Below are 15,076 nucleotides of genomic sequence, written 5' to 3'. Positions count from 1 at the left end.
TTTTGTGGTGAGCTTCGTCCCTACAGGGAGGCCCGGCGCGCGTGGATATGCGCAGCTAGTGGCCATCGTTTTTTCGATCAGGAGCGAGCGTGATTATTTCCAGCCAGTTAACCAGGTTGAGCCTGGTGGGTGTGACTCTGGGGCTGAGCCTTGCGGCAAGCGCGAGCGGCACGCCTGCGCAAACGAGCGCGGACATCCGCCGAACCGGTTTCGGCGTGCCACACATCCGCGCCGATAATGAGCGCGGGCTCGGCTACGGCATCGGCTATGTCTACGCCCAGGATAACCTGTGCCTGCTGGCCAACGAGATCACTACGGTCAACGGCGAACGTTCGCGGTACTTCGGGCCGGATCAGTTCACCGTCGAAGAGCGGGAAAACCTGGTCAGCGATGTGTTTTTCACCTGGCTGAACACCCCGCAAGCCATCGCCGGTTTCTGGCAGGCCCAGACCCCCGAAGTGCGTGAACTGGTCGAAGGCTATGTGGCGGGGTACAACCGCTCCTTGAGCGAGCGTCGCACCCAGGGTTTGCCATCGCAATGCCAGGGCGATTGGGTGCGCGACATCACCACGTCGGATCTGGTCAAGCTGACCCGGCGCCTGTTGGTCGAAGGTGGCGTCGGCCAGTTCGCCGAAGCCCTGGCCGGTGCCAAGCCACCCCAAGCCGTGGCCCAGGCGTCGAACGCACAGGCGGCGTTCCAGGTGGCCGCCACGCGGATGCAGCGCTTTGCCCTGGACCGGGGCAGCAACGCCGTTGCGGTCGGTAGCGAGCGCTCCTTCAACGGACGCGGCATGTTGCTGGCCAATCCGCACTTTCCGTGGGTGGGCGGCATGCGTTTTTACCAGATGCACCTGACCATTCCCGGCAAACTGGACGTGATGGGCGCAGCATTGCCCGGCCTGCCGCTGATCAACATCGGCTTCAATCAACATCTGGCCTGGACCCACACCGTGGATTCGTCCAGGCATTTCACGCTGTATCGCCTGCAACTCGATCCCAAGGATTCGACCCGCTACCTGCTCGACGGCCAGTCCTTGCCGATGGACAAGCAGACCGTGACCGTCAACGTCAGGCAGGCGGACGGGCAGGTCCGGGCGATTCCCCACGAGGTCTACAGTTCGAAGTTCGGTCCGGTGGTGCAATGGCCGGGAAAACTGGATTGGGATCGTCAATACGCCTACAGCCTGCGCGACGCCAATCTGGATAACGACCGCGTTCTGCAGCAGTGGTACGCGATGAACCGCGCTGAAAACCTCAAGGATTTCCAGGCCTCGGTGCACAGGATCCAGGGCATTCCGTGGGTCAACACGCTGGCGGCGGACGACCAGGGGCAGACGCTGTACATGAACCTCTCGGTGGTGCCCAACGTCAGCCTCGACAAGCTGGCGCAATGCAGCGATCCACGAGTGGGCTTGCAGATGATCATTCTCGACGGCTCCAATAGCGCCTGTGCCTGGGACATCGACCCGCAGGCGCCACAACAGGGTATCTATGCGTCGGACAAGTTGCCGCAATTGCTGCGCAAGGATTTTGTCCAGCACTCCAACGACTCGGCATGGATGGTCAACCCGGCGCAACCGCTGACCGGCTATTCGCCGTTGATCAGCCAGGACAGCCAGCCATTGGGGCTGCGTTCACGCTTTGCCCTGGAGCGTTTGAGCACGCTGGCCAAGGCCGGCAAGGTCGGGGCAGCGGACTTGCAACGCATGGTCATGGACGATCAGGTTTATCAGGCGAATCTAATGATGCCGGACCTGCTGCAATTCTGCGCGGCGGATCTCGGTGCCGATGCAAAAACGCTTGCGCCACTGTGCGCCAGCCTCAAGGCCTGGGACCGCAACGCCAACCTGGGCAGCGGTCTGGGTTTTGTGCACTTCCAGAATGTCATGGAGGCGTTGGAGTCAGTGCCGGACCTATGGCGCGTGGCATTCGATCCGCAGGATCCGCAACATACGCCGCGCGGGCTGGCGGTCGATCACCCGCAGGTGGCGAAGGCGCTACGGGTGGCGATGCTGGCTTCAGCTGAACAGGTCAAGGCGGCAGGCCTCAAGCCGGACAGTCGTTGGGGCGATATCCAGGTGGTCAGCAGCGGCGGACAACAGACGCCGATCCACGGCGGACCTGGTGCGCTGGGGGTCTACAACGCCATCCAGAGCGTGCCGCGCAGCGATGGCAAGCGCGAAGTGGTCAGCGGCACGAGTTACCTGCAAGTGGTGACCTTCGACGAAAACGGACCGCAGGCCAAAGGGCTTCTGGCGTTCTCGTTGTCCAGCGACCCGGCGTCGAAGTATTCACGGGACCAGACGCAGGCCTTTTCCAGGAAGCAATGGAGCGTGCTGCCTTTCACCGAGCAACAGATCCTGTCCGATCCGGACTATCAGGTGCAGACGATCCGCCAGCAGGATGCCAAGGTGGTCGCGCAGTAAGGAATGGAGATTTGCATGGACGCTGAAGGCCGCACCCGCAAGGGTGGCGGCCTTTTCAGCTTTTCGGGGATGACTGCGGAATCGCGTTGACCACCAGATTGCCGTTCTGGTTGCGGGTGAGGTAGACCGGCAGGACCCGCGGCAAGGACTTCACCAGGCCGTTGATCTCCTTGATGTTGTAAATGCCGCCGATATGGATCGAGCCGGTGCTGTGGTCAGCCACCATCAACGGTTTGTCCAGGTAGCGATTGATCAATGGCAGCGCATCGCTCAGGGCCAGATCGTCGAGCACCAGCTTGCCCTGGCGCCAGGCCAGCGAGCTGTCATTGTCATAGGTCTGGCTGATGCGGGGGGTGAAGTCGCCGTGGCGATAACTGGCCTGCATCGCCGGGTCCAGGCGCAAACCGTCGCCTTGCAGGTCGGCGTTGCTGCTGACCAGTACCGAACCCTCGATCAGGTTCACCTTGACCTGGTCTTCATACATCCAGACGTTGAATTGGGTTCCGGTCACGCGAATCCGGCCTTCGGCGGCCTTGACCACGAAAGGGTGACGGGTGTCATGGCTGACCCTGAAGAACGCTTCGCCTTTTTCCAGTGTGACTTGCCGCTGATCCTTGTAGTTGCTGTACGTCAGCTCGCTGCCCAGGTTCAGTTCTACCTGGCTGCCGTCCTTCAAGGTGACCGTTCGAACATTGTCGGACGCTTCGAAATGCTGGTACGCGTTCGGAACCCAGCCCAGGTGCCAGCCGCCATAACCGGCCAAAGGCAGTGCCAGGGCACATACCGCCGCTGCAATAGCCAGGCGGCGCCACGGGTTTTCGGCTTGGAAGCGAACCAGCGGCACGACGGGCGCGGGACGGGGCAAGTCGCCGGCGACTTCCCAGATCTCCAGCATCGCTTCGTACTCGAAGGCATGGAGCGGATGCGCATCACGCCATTGCTCGAACGCCTGGCGCTCTTGCTCGGTGCAGTCATTGGCGTGCAGACGCATGCACCAGTGCGCAGCGGCATCGGTGATGGCGTCGTATTCGGCTTCCGAGAGCGTGTGGTCGGTCATTGGCCCTTCCTGATTTCCTGCATTCTAACCTTGGGGGAAGCCTGCGAGAACATCAGTCATGGCATTTAACTATCAATGTATGGTTTTTTTTCAACGCTTCGCCTCTGGAACACCTGCTGTCGGGTAGCAGTATCCACAGGGCGCGTGAAAAAAAGATCAAATCAAACACCGTTGCAGCGCGCAGATTCGGGGATCTGCGCACTGGTACGCATTACCGCTGTCGACCGGACCTGCGACCAGGGTTGCGCGATCACGGGGGTGGCAACCGGTTGAGCAACGGCTTCGCCGGTTGCCTGGGCGCTTTCGGCCCATCCTTCAAGCGACAACCGGCCCAATGACACGATTTGTGCCGCACCGGCAATAAAATCGCGCAATGCGCTCGTCCAGTGGTGGTCCTGCAGGGCTTCGGCTGAGTTTTTGGCGTCCTTGTAGGCCTTCCAAAGAAACTGCACATACACGAGCTTGCCCGGCAGCAGGCCTGAAATGCACTCGATGCCGGAGCCGAACAGGTGTTTGACGGCCTCCCAGTCAGACTGAGCGGTAGCGTTCTCATCGACCCTGAGCGAAAGGTTGACAGTTCGCACGCCGCACGTTGTTAATCGGCGGGTCTTTGTACGCTGTTGTTCCCTCCAATAATCAGTCTGGAGCTTCAGATGTCTGCGCCACACGATCACGCCTCTACCGCAGTCTCGTCACACCTGTCACTCGAAGCGCTGAGCGCTTTGCTGGAGAAGATTTTTCTGCGTCACGGCACGTCGGCCGACGTTGCCCGGGTGCTGGCGCAAAACTGCGCCGGTGCCGAGCGCGACGGCGCGCACAGTCACGGGGTATTCCGCATTCCAGGTTATGTTTCGACGCTGCAAAGCGGCTGGGTCAATGGCCAGGCCGTTCCGGTGGTCGAAGATGTGGCTTCAGGGTTTGTGCGGGTCGACGCCAAAAACGGTTTTGCGCAACCGGCCCTGGCGGCGGCACGCGAACTGCTGGTGCAGAAAGCCCGAAGTGCCGGCATCGCGGTGCTGGCGATTCGCAACTCGCACCATTTCGCGGCCTTGTGGCCGGATGTCGAGCCTTTCGCAGATGAAGGCCTCGTGGCATTGAGCGTGGTCAACAGCATGACCTGCGTGGTGCCCCACGGTGCCGACCGGCCGCTGTTCGGCACCAACCCGATTGCCTTCGCTGCGCCACGGGCCGATGGCGCGCCGATTGTCTTCGACCTGGCCACCAGCGCCATTGCCCATGGCGATGTGCAAATTGCCGCCCGCGAGGGTGAACGCTTGCCGGAAGGGATGGGCGTGGACAGCCTCGGCCAGCCGACCACGGACCCGAAGGCGATTCTCGAGGGCGGCGCGCTGCTGCCTTTCGGCGGGCACAAGGGCTCGGCGTTGTCGATGATGGTCGAGTTGCTCGCGGCGGCACTGACTGGCGGCAATTTTTCCTTCGAGTTCGACTGGAAGAACCACCCTGGCGCCAAGACGCCCTGGACTGGCCAGTTGCTTATCGTGATCGATCCGGACAAAGCGGCGGGGCAGAGTTTTGCCGAGCGCAGCCAGGAACTGGTGCGGCAAATGCACGGTGTCGGCCTGAAGCGTTTGCCGGGGGATCGGCGTCATCATCAGCGCGCGAAGTCGCAGGTCAATGGCATTGAACTGGATGCCCGGACGCTGGCGAATCTGCGGGAGCTGGCGGGGGAGTGATCCTTTAGATGCGCCGCAACCCCCTGTGGGAGCGGGCTTGCTCGCGAAGGCGTCGTGTCAGCCAATATCCAAGTTGCTGACACACCGCTTTCGCGAGCAAGCCCGCTCCCACAGGGTTCAGTGTTTGCCAGTGTTTATCGACGCCCCAACAACAACCCCACCACCAGGCCAAACCCGGCGGAAATCGCCACGGTTTGCCATGGATGCCCGCCGATATAGGTTTCAGTGGCCTCGACCGCGGGCAGGGTGCGGTCGCGTACGCTGCTCACCGAATCCCTGGCCTGCTGGAGTTTCAGGGCGATTTGTCCGCGAAGGGTCTCCGCTTCTTCCCCGACCAGCGAGGCGCTGCTTTTCAGCAGCTTTTCCGACTCTTCGATCAGCGATTGAAGCTCGCTGAAGGCTTGATCCTTGATTTGATCTTCGGCGGCTTGCGCGGCGGTTTTGCGGGCCATTGAAGTACTCCTTGCAGGTAAGTGGACAGTGAATAATGGAGTCTGCCGTCGTCGGAAAAGTTGCAGCTATTTTGCCCGGGGAGGCCATCTTGCTGAAAAACCGGCGCAGGACCTTTCGTCCTACAGTGTAAGATGTCGCCTATTTTACGCAGCAGGAAATTCCCATGAGCTTCAATCTGGCCGACAAACCCCTCGCCGAGCGCGCTGCGCTTGAAGACGAGAAATCCCGTCTGTTCGAACTCTGGCAAAACAACCTGGGCAAAGCCAAGGGTGAGGCCGCGCGGTTGTTCGGCGAACGGGCCAAGCGCAAAGGCAAGTGGGCGGAATGGGTGCGCGCCGAACTGGACGGCATGTCGCCCCCGGAATACGCCAACATGGTGCGCAGTGAAGTCAATCGCCTGATGGCGGCAAACAAATAACATCGGCCGTCAGGCGAAGCTCGCGACGATCGCCTCGCGCACTTTCAACACCACCGGGTCGAGTTGGGTGCTGGTCCGCCAGCCCAGTTCGATCGGGTAGCGCGGCAAAGCCAAGGGGCAGGGCAGCAGCGCCAACCCGCTGAGCGTTGCAATGCTTTGGGCGGCATGGGCCGGAATGGTCGCCACGGCCCGGCTGCCTTTGAGCAAATGCGGCAACGCGGCAAAATGCGTGGTCGAGGCGCACACCCTCCGGCTCAGCCCCAGCGCCGCCAATCCTTCATCGGTAATCCCGATAAAGCCGCCGGACGACACCAGTATGTGTTCGCGGGCCACAAATTCCTCAAGACCGATGCTCTGCTGGCCCTCGACCAGGCTCGACGGGTCCACCAGGCACAGATAACCACCTTCCCCCAGCACCTGACGGCTGAGCAGCCGCTCGGCAAACCCGCCCGCGGTAATCGCCAGGTCAATGCTGCGCTCCATCAGCGCCTGGGCGACGATCTGGCTGTGGGTCTGGCGGAAAATCAGCCGCAGTTTCGGCGCGCCACGGGCGATTTCTTCGATCAGCCGTCGGCCGTAGGCAATCTCGAAATCATCCGACATTCCCACGGTGACCGAACGACCTTCGTAATGATCAGCAGCCGGATCGACCATCGCCAGGCTCTGCCGGCATTTGTTCAGGGCATCGCTGACCACCGGTTTGAGCTGGTTGGCCTTGAGCGAGGGGGCCAAGCCGCGCCCGGTGCGCACGAACAGCTGGTCGCCATACACCTCGCGCAACCGACGCAAGGCCGCGCTGACGGCCGATTGCGTCACGCCCAGGCGCAATGCGGCGCGACTGGCACTGGATTCTTCGTGCAGTGCTTCGAAGACTTTGAGCAGGTTGAGGTCGACGTCGGTGATATTCATTTGATTCATATCATTCAGCAGTGAATCGGTCTTTATTGATGATTGCCTGACGCCGGAGAATGAGCAACACCTGATGTGGATGGAGTTTGCGAAATGCCTAAATCAATCGTTGCGGCCCTGCAGATCGGCGCCTTGCCTGGTGGCAAGGCTGAAACCCTGGAACAGATCCTGTCCTATGAAAACGCGATCATCGAATCCGGCGCCGGGTTGGTGGTGATGCCGGAAGCGTTGTTGGGCGGTTATCCCAAAGGCGAGGGCTTTGGCACCCAAATGGGCTATCGCCTGCCGCAAGGGCGCGAAGCCTTTGCCCGCTATTTTGCCAATGCCATCGACGTACCCGGCGCAGAAACCGAGGCGCTGGCGGCGCTGTCCGCACGCACCGGGGCCAATCTGGTGATCGGCGTGATCGAGCGCGCCGGCAGCACGTTGCACTGCACCGCGCTGTACTTCGATCCGCAGGCCGGGCTGGTGGCCAAACACCGCAAGCTGATGCCCACCGGCACCGAACGGCTGATCTGGGGCAAGGGCGATGGCTCGACCTTGCCGGTGATCGACAGCCAGGTCGGGCGCGTCGGTGCGCTGGTGTGCTGGGAAAACATGATGCCGCTGCTGCGCACGGCGATGTACGCCAAGGGCGTGGAGGTGTGGTGCGCGCCGACCGTGGACGAGCGGGAGATGTGGCAAGTCAGCATGCGCCACATCGCCCATGAGGGGCGTTGTTTCGTGGTCAGTGCCTGTCAGGTCCAGGCATCGCCGCAGGCCTTGGGCCTGGACATCGCCAACTGGCCGTCAGATCGGCCGTTGATCGCCGGCGGCAGCGTGATCGTCGGTCCCATGGGCGACATCCTCGCCGGCCCGTTGCGCGACAGCGCCGGTTTGCTCACCGCACAAATCGATACGGACGACCTGGTACGCGCCCGCTACGACTTTGACGTGGTCGGCCACTATGCCCGGCCGGATGTGTTCGAACTGACCGTGGACGAACGCGCCAAACCCGGGGTGCGCTTCACCTCCTGATGCCCTGCGGGCTTTGGCCAAAGCAGTCAGACAACTTGATAGCTTTGACCATTGCCCGGTAACCCGCGCAGAGCGAGTATTTCCCTGTTGATTACGGTTCCCCCCAACCTAATAAAAAACACAGTGGGATTCTGGCAATGCGCGATTACTTGTCTGCTACTTCTCAGTTCAATTATCAGCACACCGTCGATGCCGCACTCGCAGGCGATCTGACGGCCCTCAACGCCTGTGTCGAATGCTGTGACCGGCACGCCTTGCCGGGTCGCATCGCGCTGTTCTGGGAAGGCCGCGACGGCACCGGTGCGACGTACACCTTCACCGACTTGCAGGACAAGGCCGCGCGGTTCGCCAACTACCTGCTGGCCCAGGGCGTGAAGAAAGGCGACAAGGTCGCCGGCCTGTTGCCACGCAATATCGAACTCTTGATCACCGTGTTCGCCACCTGGCGCATCGGCGCGGTGTATCAACCGCTGTTTACCGCATTCGGCCCCAAGGCCATCGAGCACCGCCTGGGCTGCTCTGGCGCCAAAGTGGTGGTGACCGATGCAGTGAACCGGCCGAAACTCGCCGAAGTCGCCGATTGCCCGACCATCGTTACCGTCACCGGCCCCAAAGGGCAGGGCCTGGTGCATGGCGATTTCAGTTTCTGGGCCGAACTGGCCAACTATTCCTCCGACTGTGAACCAGTGCTGCTGACCGGCGAAGATCCGTTCCTGCTGATGTTCACCTCGGGCACCACCGGCCCGTCGAAAGCGCTGTCGGTGCCGCTCAAGGCCATTGTTGCGTTCCAGGGCTACACCCGCGATGCAGTGGATCTGCGCCCGGAAGACGCCTTCTGGAACGTCGCCGATCCGGGTTGGGCCTACGGCATTTATTTCGGTGTCACCGGACCGATGTCCATGGGCCATCCGATCACCTTTTACGATGGCCCGTTCACCCTCGAAAGCACCTGCCGGGTGATCAACAAGTACGGGATCACCAACCTCACCGGTTCGCCGACGGCCTACCGCTTGCTGATTGCCGGCGGCGATGAATTCGCCAAGTCGATCAAGGGCAAGCTGCGTATCGTCAGCAGCGCCGGCGAGCCGCTGAACCCGGAAGTGATCCGCTGGTTCGCCGACAACCTCGACGTGGTCATCCACGATCATTACGGCCAGACCGAACTGGGCATGGTGCTGTGCAACCACCACGGCCTTGAGCACCCGATTCATATGGGCGCCGCCGGTTTTGCCTCGCCGGGGCACCGCATCGTGGTGCTCGACGAAGAGTACAAGGAACTCGGCGTTGGCCAGCCGGGCATCCTGGCCATCGACCGCAGTCAATCGCCGATGTACTGGTTCGCCGGCTACGAAGGCGGGCCGACCAAGGCCTTTGTCGGCAACTACTACCTGAGTGGCGACACCGTGGAGTGGAACCCGGACGGCAGCATCAGCTTCGTCGGTCGCAGCGATGACGTGATCACCACCTCCGGCTACCGGGTTGGCCCGTTCGACGTGGAAAGTGCCCTGATCGAACACCCGGCCGTGGTCGAGGCCGCCGTGGTCGGCAAGCCCGATCCGGAGCGCACCGAACTGGTCAAGGCGTTCGTCGTGCTCAGCGCGCAATACCGCGCCGCCCCCGAGTTGGCCGAAGAGCTGCGCCAACACGTGCGCAAGCGTCTGGCGGCGCACTCGTACCCCCGTGAAATCGAATTTGTCAGCGAATTGCCGAAAACCCCCAGCGGCAAATTGCAGCGCTTTATCTTGCGCAACCAGGAAATCGCCAAGGCTCAAGAGGCCGCGGCGAAGAACCTTCCAGCTTGAATCCAGGGAAATAATGATGCAGATCCAGAACAAGATTTTTATCGTCACCGGTGGCGCTTCCGGCCTCGGTGCCGCCACCGCCGAGGTGCTGGTCGCCGCAGGCGGGAAAGTGATGTTGGTGGACATGAACGCCGAAGCCGTTGCGGCCCAGGCCCAGCGCCTTGGCGCGCACAGCGTGGTGGCGGACATCAGCAACGAAGCGGCGGCCGAAGCTGCGGTGCAGGCGACGGTCAAGGCCTTTGGCGGCCTCAATGGCCTGGTCAATTGCGCCGGCATCGTGCGTGGCGAGAAGATTCTCGGCAAGAACGGTCCGCATGCACTGGCCAGTTTCAGCCAGGTGATCAACGTCAACCTGATTGGTAGCTTCAACATGCTGCGCCTGGCGGCAGCGGCGATTGCCGAGACCGAAGCGGATGCCGATGGCGAGCGCGGCGTGATCATCAACACCGCGTCCGCTGCGGCGTATGACGGCCAGATCGGCCAGGCGGCTTACTCGGCGTCCAAGGGTGCGATTGTCAGCCTGACCTTGCCGGCGGCCCGTGAGCTGGCGCGTTTCGGCATTCGTGTCATGACGATCGCCCCGGGCATCTTCGAGACGCCGATGATGGCCGGCATGACCCAGGAGGTCCGCGACTCCCTGGCCGCCGGCGTGCCATTCCCGCCGCGTTTGGGCAAACCGAGCGAGTATGCCGGGCTGGTCAAGCATATTATTGAAAACAGCATGCTCAATGGCGAGGTGATCCGTCTCGACGGTGCCTTGCGCATGGCCGCCAAGTAAGGAGGATTTGTCATGACTATCTCCAACGATCCAATCGTTATCGTCAGCGCCGTCCGCACCCCGATGGGTGGTTTCCAGGGCGAACTGAAAAGCCTGACCGCGCCGCAACTCGGTGCGGCCGCCATCAAGGCCGCCGTCGAACGTGCCGGCGTTGCCAGTGATACCGTCGACGAAGTGTTGTTCGGCTGCGTACTGCCGGCAGGCCTTGGCCAGGCCCCTGCGCGTCAAGCGGCGCTGGGCGCGGGGCTGGATAAATCGACCCGCTGCACCACCCTGAACAAGATGTGCGGTTCCGGCATGGAAGCGGCGATTCTGGCCCATGACATGCTGGTAGCGGGCAGTGCCGACGTGGTGGTCGCCGGTGGCATGGAAAGCATGTCCAACGCGCCCTATCTGCTGGACCGCGCCCGTGCCGGCTACCGCATGGGCCATGGCCGGGTGCAGGACTCGATGTTCCTCGACGGCCTCGAAGACGCCTACGACAAGGGCCGCCTGATGGGCACCTTCGCCGAAGAGTGCGCCGAAACCAACCGCTTCAGCCGTGAAGCCCAGGACGCGTTCGCCATTGCCTCGACCACTCGCGCGCAGCAGGCGATCAAGGACGGCAGCTTCAAGGACGAAATCGTCCCGCTGACCGTGACCGTCGGCAAAGAGCAGGTGGTGATCAGCAATGACGAGCAGCCGCCTAAAGCCCGGCTGGACAAGATCGCTTCGTTGAAGCCGGCGTTCCGCGAAGGCGGCACGGTGACCGCGGCCAACTCCAGTTCGATCTCCGACGGTGCGGCGGCATTGGTGCTGATGCGCCAGTCGCAGGCACAGAAGCAAGGCCTGAAACCGCTGGCGGTGATCCATGGCCACGCCGCGTTCGCCGACACCCCGGGTCTGTTTCCAGTGGCGCCAATCGGTGCAATCAAGAAATTGATGAAGAAAACCGGCTGGTCGCTCAATGACGTCGATCTGGTGGAAGTCAACGAAGCCTTCGCCGTGGTCGGCATGGCCGCGATGACGCATCTGGAAATCCCCCACGAGAAGCTCAACGTGCACGGCGGTGCTTGCGCCCTCGGTCACCCGATCGGCGCCTCCGGTGCGCGGATTCTGGTGACCCTGCTTTCGGCCCTGCGCCAGAAAGGCTTGAAACGCGGCGTTGCAGCGATTTGTATCGGCGGCGGTGAAGCGACGGCCATGGCCGTGGAATGTCTCTACTGAAACTGACGCCAATCCCATGTGGGAGCGGGCTTGCTCGCGAAAGCGGTGTGTCATCCGACGATGATGTCGACTGACACGGCCTCTTCGCGAGCAAGCCCGCTCCCACAGGGTTCTGCCTCGTAACCAGATTCAAGGATTCACCATGATCCCCAATGACGACCAACAACAAATCCGCGACATGGCCCGGGACTTTGCCCAGGAACGGCTAAAACCGTTCGCCGCCGAGTGGGACCGTGAGCATCGCTTTCCCAAGGAAGCCATCGGCGAGATGGCCGGGCTGGGCTTCTTCGGCATGCTGGTGCCGGAGCAGTGGGGCGGATGCGATACCGGTTACCTGGCTTACGCCATGGCCCTGGAAGAAATCGCCGCCGGCGATGGCGCCTGCTCGACCATCATGAGCGTGCATAACTCCGTGGGCTGTGTGCCGATCCTCAACTACGGCACCGATGAGCAGAAAGAGCGCTTCCTCAAACCGCTGGCCAGCGGTGCGATGCTCGGCGCTTTCGCCCTGACCGAACCCCAGGCCGGTTCCGACGCCAGCGGCTTGAAAACCCGTGCGCGCCTGGAAGGCGATCATTACGTGCTCAACGGCTGCAAGCAATTCATCACCTCCGGGCAGAATGCCGGGGTGGTGATTGTGTTTGCAGTGACCGATCCGAGCGCTGGCAAACGCGGCATCAGCGCCTTTATCGTGCCGACCGATTCGCCGGGCTACACCGTTGCGCGGGTCGAAGACAAGCTCGGCCAGCATGCGTCCGACACCTGCCAGATCCTCTTCGAAGAGGTGAAGGTGCCGGTGGCCAACCGTTTGGGCGAGGAGGGCGAAGGCTACAGGATTGCCCTGGCCAACCTTGAAGGTGGTCGCGTCGGCATCGCTTCGCAATCGGTGGGCATGGCCCGCGCCGCGTTCGAAGCGGCGCGAGACTACGCCCGTGAGCGCCAGAGTTTCGGCAAACCGATCATCGAGCACCAGGCCGTGGCCTTCCGCCTGGCGGACATGGCGACCCAAATCGCCGTGGCGCGGCAAATGGTGCACTACGCCGCCGCCCTGCGTGACAGCGGCAAGCCAGCCCTGGTCGAAGCCTCTATGGCCAAGTTGTTCGCCTCGGAAATGGCCGAGAAGGTATGCTCCTCGGCGCTGCAAACCCTTGGCGGCTACGGTTACCTCAACGATTTCCCGCTGGAACGGATCTACCGCGACGTGCGGGTCTGCCAGATCTACGAAGGCACCAGCGATATTCAGCGCATGGTCATTTCGCGCAACTTATAAGAAGGAGTCCCCCTGTGAGCGACAAAGAGCTGAACTACGAAACGATTTTGCTGGAAACCCACGGCCGCGTTGGCCTGATCACCCTCAACCGTCCACAGGCGCTGAATGCGTTGAATGCGCAGATCGTCAGCGAACTTAACCAGGCCCTCGATGGCTTCGAGGCTGACTCGAACATCGGCTGCATCGTCCTGACCGGTTCGAAAAAAGCCTTCGCCGCCGGTGCCGACATCAAGGAAATGGCCGAGCTGACCTATCCGCAGATCTACATCGACGACCTGTTCAGTGACAGCGACCGCGTAGCCAACCGCCGCAAGCCGATCATCGCGGCGGTCAACGGTTTCGCTTTGGGCGGTGGCTGTGAACTGGCGCTGATGTGCGACTTCATTCTGGCCGGCGATAACGCCCGATTCGGTCAACCGGAAATCAACCTCGGCGTGTTGCCGGGCATGGGCGGCACCCAGCGCCTGACCCGTGCCGTGGGCAAGGCCAAGGCCATGGAAATGTGCCTGAGCGGCCGCTTGATCGATGCCGTGGAAGCGGAGCGTTGTGGCATCGTGGCGCGTATCGTGCCGAGCGATGAGCTGCTGGACGAAGCGCTGAAAGTTGCGACATTGATCGCCAAAAAATCGTTGCCGATTGCGATGATGGTCAAGGAAAGCGTCAACCGTGCCTTTGAAGTGAGCCTGGCCGAAGGTGTGCGCTTTGAGCGTCGGGTGTTCCATGCGGCGTTTGCGACGCAGGATCAGAAGGAAGGGATGGCGGCGTTTATTGCCAAGCGTGAGGCTGAATTCCAAGGTAAGTAATATGGTTGCATCAAAAGATCGCAGCCTTCGGCAGCTCCTACAGAGTTATGCCTACACCTGTAGGAGCTGCCGAAGGCTGCGATCTTTTGCTTTACACCAAGTAATTCTTCAGTTCGCGGGCAATCACCATCCGCTGAATCTCGCTCGACCCTTCGTAGATCTGCGTGATCCGCGCATCCCGGTAGTACTTCTCCACCGGATAGTCTTCCAGATACCCATACCCGCCATGAATCTGAATGGCGGACGAGCAGACCTTTTCCGCCATTTCCGACGCAAACAGCTTGGCTTGTGACGCCTCCGACAGGCAGGGTTTACCGGCCGTGCGCAGGCGGGCTGCGTGCAGGATCATCAGTCGCGCGGCGTTCAACTGCATGTGCATGTCGGCCAGCAAATTGGCGATGCTCTGGTGTTCATTGATCGTTTTGCCGAACTGCACACGATCACGGGAGTAGGCCAGCGCCGCTTCGAACGCCGCGCGGGCAATGCCCAGCGCCTGGGCGGCGATGCCGATGCGGCCGCCTTCGAGGTTGGACAAGGCGATGGCCAGGCCCTTGCCGCGTTCGCCCAGCAAATTGGTTTCGGGGATGGTGCAGTTGTTCAGGGTCACCGCGCAGGTGTCGGAAGCACGGATGCCCATCTTGTGTTCGGTGCGATCAACGATAAAACCTGCGGTATCGGTCGGCACCAGGAACGCCGAGATGCCACGTTTGCCCAGGTCCGGATCGGTCACGGCAAACACAATCGCCAGCTTGGCGCGCTTGCCGTTGCTGACGAACTGCTTGGCGCCATTGATCACCCACTGGCCGTCGCGCAGTTCGGCACGGGTGCGCAGGTTGTGCGCCTCGGAACCGGCCTGGGGTTCGGTCAGGCAGAAGCAGCCGATGACCTTTCCGCTGGCCAGGTCCGCCAGCCAGGTCTGTTTCTGTTCTTCGCTGCCGTAGTTGAGCACCGGCCCGCAGCCCACGGAGTTGTGGATGCTCATGAAGGCGCCGGTAGCGCCGTCGCCGGCGGAAATCTCTTCTACCGCCAGGGCGTAGGCCACGTAGTCGACATAGGTGCCGCCCCATTCCTCGGGGACCACCATGCCCAGCAGGCCCAGTTCACCCATCTTCGCCACCAGACCGTCATCGATCCAGCCGGCCTTTTCCCAGGCCTGGGCATGGGGCGCGATTTCGCCGCGGGCAAAATCCCGGGCCATGTCGCGGATCATGACTTGTTCTTCGCTCAATTCGATATCGTGCAT

At 61.9% G+C, this 15,076-nt stretch carries 13 protein-coding genes and 1 pseudogene; 9 read left to right on the top strand and 5 right to left on the bottom strand.

Annotated elements, in window-relative coordinates; genetic code table 11:
- Nucleotides 1-89 precede the first annotated feature (89 nt).
- Nucleotides 90-2,426, top strand: a complete 2,337-nt coding sequence (gene pvdQ / locus AC3IP0_RS14645; protein WP_489325077.1) for a bifunctional acylase PvdQ — start codon at nt 90-92, stop codon at nt 2,424-2,426.
- A gap of 55 nt (nt 2,427-2,481) precedes the next feature.
- On the opposite strand, the gene AC3IP0_RS14640 is transcribed toward pvdQ, so the two are convergent.
- Both AC3IP0_RS14640 and AC3IP0_RS14635 read right to left on the bottom strand, forming a co-directional pair.
- Nucleotides 2,482-3,483 (bottom strand): FecR family protein, encoded by a 1,002-nt coding sequence (locus tag AC3IP0_RS14640; RefSeq protein WP_489325076.1) that lies wholly within the window; start codon nt 3,481-3,483, stop codon nt 2,482-2,484.
- 194 nt (nt 3,484-3,677) lie between these two features.
- A pseudogene (locus tag AC3IP0_RS14635) lies at nt 3,678-4,028 on the bottom strand (hypothetical protein); the annotation flags it as partial.
- Between the two features lie 108 nt (nt 4,029-4,136).
- On the opposite strand from AC3IP0_RS14635, the gene AC3IP0_RS14630 reads away from it, so the two are divergent.
- Nucleotides 4,137-5,177, top strand: coding sequence for an Ldh family oxidoreductase (locus tag AC3IP0_RS14630; RefSeq protein ID WP_489315887.1), 1,041 nt, complete (start codon nt 4,137-4,139; stop codon nt 5,175-5,177).
- Nucleotides 5,178-5,311: 134 nt separating this feature from the next.
- On the opposite strand, the gene AC3IP0_RS14625 is transcribed toward AC3IP0_RS14630, so the two are convergent.
- Entirely contained in the window at nt 5,312-5,629 is a 318-nt protein-coding gene (locus AC3IP0_RS14625) for an ElaB/YgaM/YqjD family protein (protein WP_477754239.1), read from the bottom strand.
- A gap of 164 nt (nt 5,630-5,793) precedes the next feature.
- Here AC3IP0_RS14625 and AC3IP0_RS14620 point away from each other — a divergent pair, with 164 nt between their 5' ends.
- A complete protein-coding gene (locus tag AC3IP0_RS14620; RefSeq protein ID WP_007970091.1) occupies nt 5,794-6,048 on the top strand; it encodes a hypothetical protein in 255 nt (84 codons plus the stop codon).
- Between the two features lie 9 nt (nt 6,049-6,057).
- Here AC3IP0_RS14620 and AC3IP0_RS14615 read toward each other — a convergent pair whose 3' ends face one another.
- On the bottom strand, nt 6,058-6,966 hold the full coding sequence (locus AC3IP0_RS14615) for a LysR family transcriptional regulator (RefSeq protein ID WP_489325073.1): 909 nt from the start codon (nt 6,964-6,966) through the stop codon (nt 6,058-6,060).
- Between the two features lie 84 nt (nt 6,967-7,050).
- Here AC3IP0_RS14615 and AC3IP0_RS14610 point away from each other — a divergent pair, with 84 nt between their 5' ends.
- The 6 genes from AC3IP0_RS14610 (at nt 7,051) to AC3IP0_RS14585 (ending at nt 13,833) form a co-directional block, all read left to right on the top strand.
- Nucleotides 7,051-7,974: a carbon-nitrogen hydrolase family protein gene (locus AC3IP0_RS14610; RefSeq protein WP_489325071.1), complete on the top strand. Its 924-nt coding sequence runs from the start codon at nt 7,051-7,053 to the stop codon at nt 7,972-7,974.
- 137 nt (nt 7,975-8,111) lie between these two features.
- Nucleotides 8,112-9,776 (top strand): AMP-binding protein, encoded by a 1,665-nt coding sequence (locus tag AC3IP0_RS14605; protein ID WP_489325069.1) that lies wholly within the window; start codon nt 8,112-8,114, stop codon nt 9,774-9,776.
- Between the two features lie 16 nt (nt 9,777-9,792).
- Complete coding sequence (locus AC3IP0_RS14600) at nt 9,793-10,554, top strand: SDR family NAD(P)-dependent oxidoreductase (protein WP_489325067.1); 762 nt, start codon at nt 9,793-9,795, stop codon at nt 10,552-10,554.
- 12 nt (nt 10,555-10,566) lie between these two features.
- On the top strand, nt 10,567-11,760 hold the full coding sequence (locus AC3IP0_RS14595; protein ID WP_489315882.1) for an acetyl-CoA C-acyltransferase: 1,194 nt from the start codon (nt 10,567-10,569) through the stop codon (nt 11,758-11,760).
- A 142-nt stretch (nt 11,761-11,902) separates the two neighbouring features.
- Entirely contained in the window at nt 11,903-13,030 is a 1,128-nt protein-coding gene (locus AC3IP0_RS14590; RefSeq protein ID WP_489315881.1) for an acyl-CoA dehydrogenase, read from the top strand.
- 29 nt (nt 13,031-13,059) lie between these two features.
- Complete coding sequence (locus tag AC3IP0_RS14585) at nt 13,060-13,833, top strand: enoyl-CoA hydratase (RefSeq protein WP_489319777.1); 774 nt, start codon at nt 13,060-13,062, stop codon at nt 13,831-13,833.
- Between the two features lie 91 nt (nt 13,834-13,924).
- On the opposite strand, the gene AC3IP0_RS14580 is transcribed toward AC3IP0_RS14585, so the two are convergent.
- A complete protein-coding gene (locus AC3IP0_RS14580) occupies nt 13,925-15,076 on the bottom strand; it encodes an acyl-CoA dehydrogenase family protein (protein WP_489315880.1) in 1,152 nt (383 codons plus the stop codon).

The organism is Pseudomonas sp. GL_103 (assembly GCF_057835175.1).
The sequence above is the reverse complement of the archived record's forward strand: the minus strand, read 5'-3'. Positions and strand labels throughout refer to the sequence as shown.

Excerpts from the sequence above, each read along its gene's own strand:
- AC3IP0_RS14605 (WP_489325069.1), top strand. The coding sequence starts at position 8,112 with ATGCGCGATTACTTGTCTGCTACTTCTCAGTTCAATTATCAGCACACC.
- AC3IP0_RS14640 (WP_489325076.1), bottom strand. The coding sequence starts at position 3,483 with ATGACCGACCACACGCTCTCGGAAGCCGAATACGACGCCATCACCGAT.
- AC3IP0_RS14595 (WP_489315882.1), top strand. The coding sequence starts at position 10,567 with ATGACTATCTCCAACGATCCAATCGTTATCGTCAGCGCCGTCCGCACC.
- AC3IP0_RS14600 (WP_489325067.1), top strand. The coding sequence starts at position 9,793 with ATGCAGATCCAGAACAAGATTTTTATCGTCACCGGTGGCGCTTCCGGC.
- AC3IP0_RS14590 (WP_489315881.1), top strand. The coding sequence starts at position 11,903 with ATGATCCCCAATGACGACCAACAACAAATCCGCGACATGGCCCGGGAC.
- AC3IP0_RS14580 (WP_489315880.1), bottom strand. The coding sequence starts at position 15,076 with ATGCACGATATCGAATTGAGCGAAGAACAAGTCATGATCCGCGACATG.
- AC3IP0_RS14620 (WP_007970091.1), top strand. The coding sequence starts at position 5,794 with ATGAGCTTCAATCTGGCCGACAAACCCCTCGCCGAGCGCGCTGCGCTT.
- AC3IP0_RS14625 (WP_477754239.1), bottom strand. The coding sequence starts at position 5,629 with ATGGCCCGCAAAACCGCCGCGCAAGCCGCCGAAGATCAAATCAAGGAT.
- AC3IP0_RS14630 (WP_489315887.1), top strand. The coding sequence starts at position 4,137 with ATGTCTGCGCCACACGATCACGCCTCTACCGCAGTCTCGTCACACCTG.
- AC3IP0_RS14610 (WP_489325071.1), top strand. The coding sequence starts at position 7,051 with ATGCCTAAATCAATCGTTGCGGCCCTGCAGATCGGCGCCTTGCCTGGT.
- AC3IP0_RS14615 (WP_489325073.1), bottom strand. The coding sequence starts at position 6,966 with ATGAATCAAATGAATATCACCGACGTCGACCTCAACCTGCTCAAAGTC.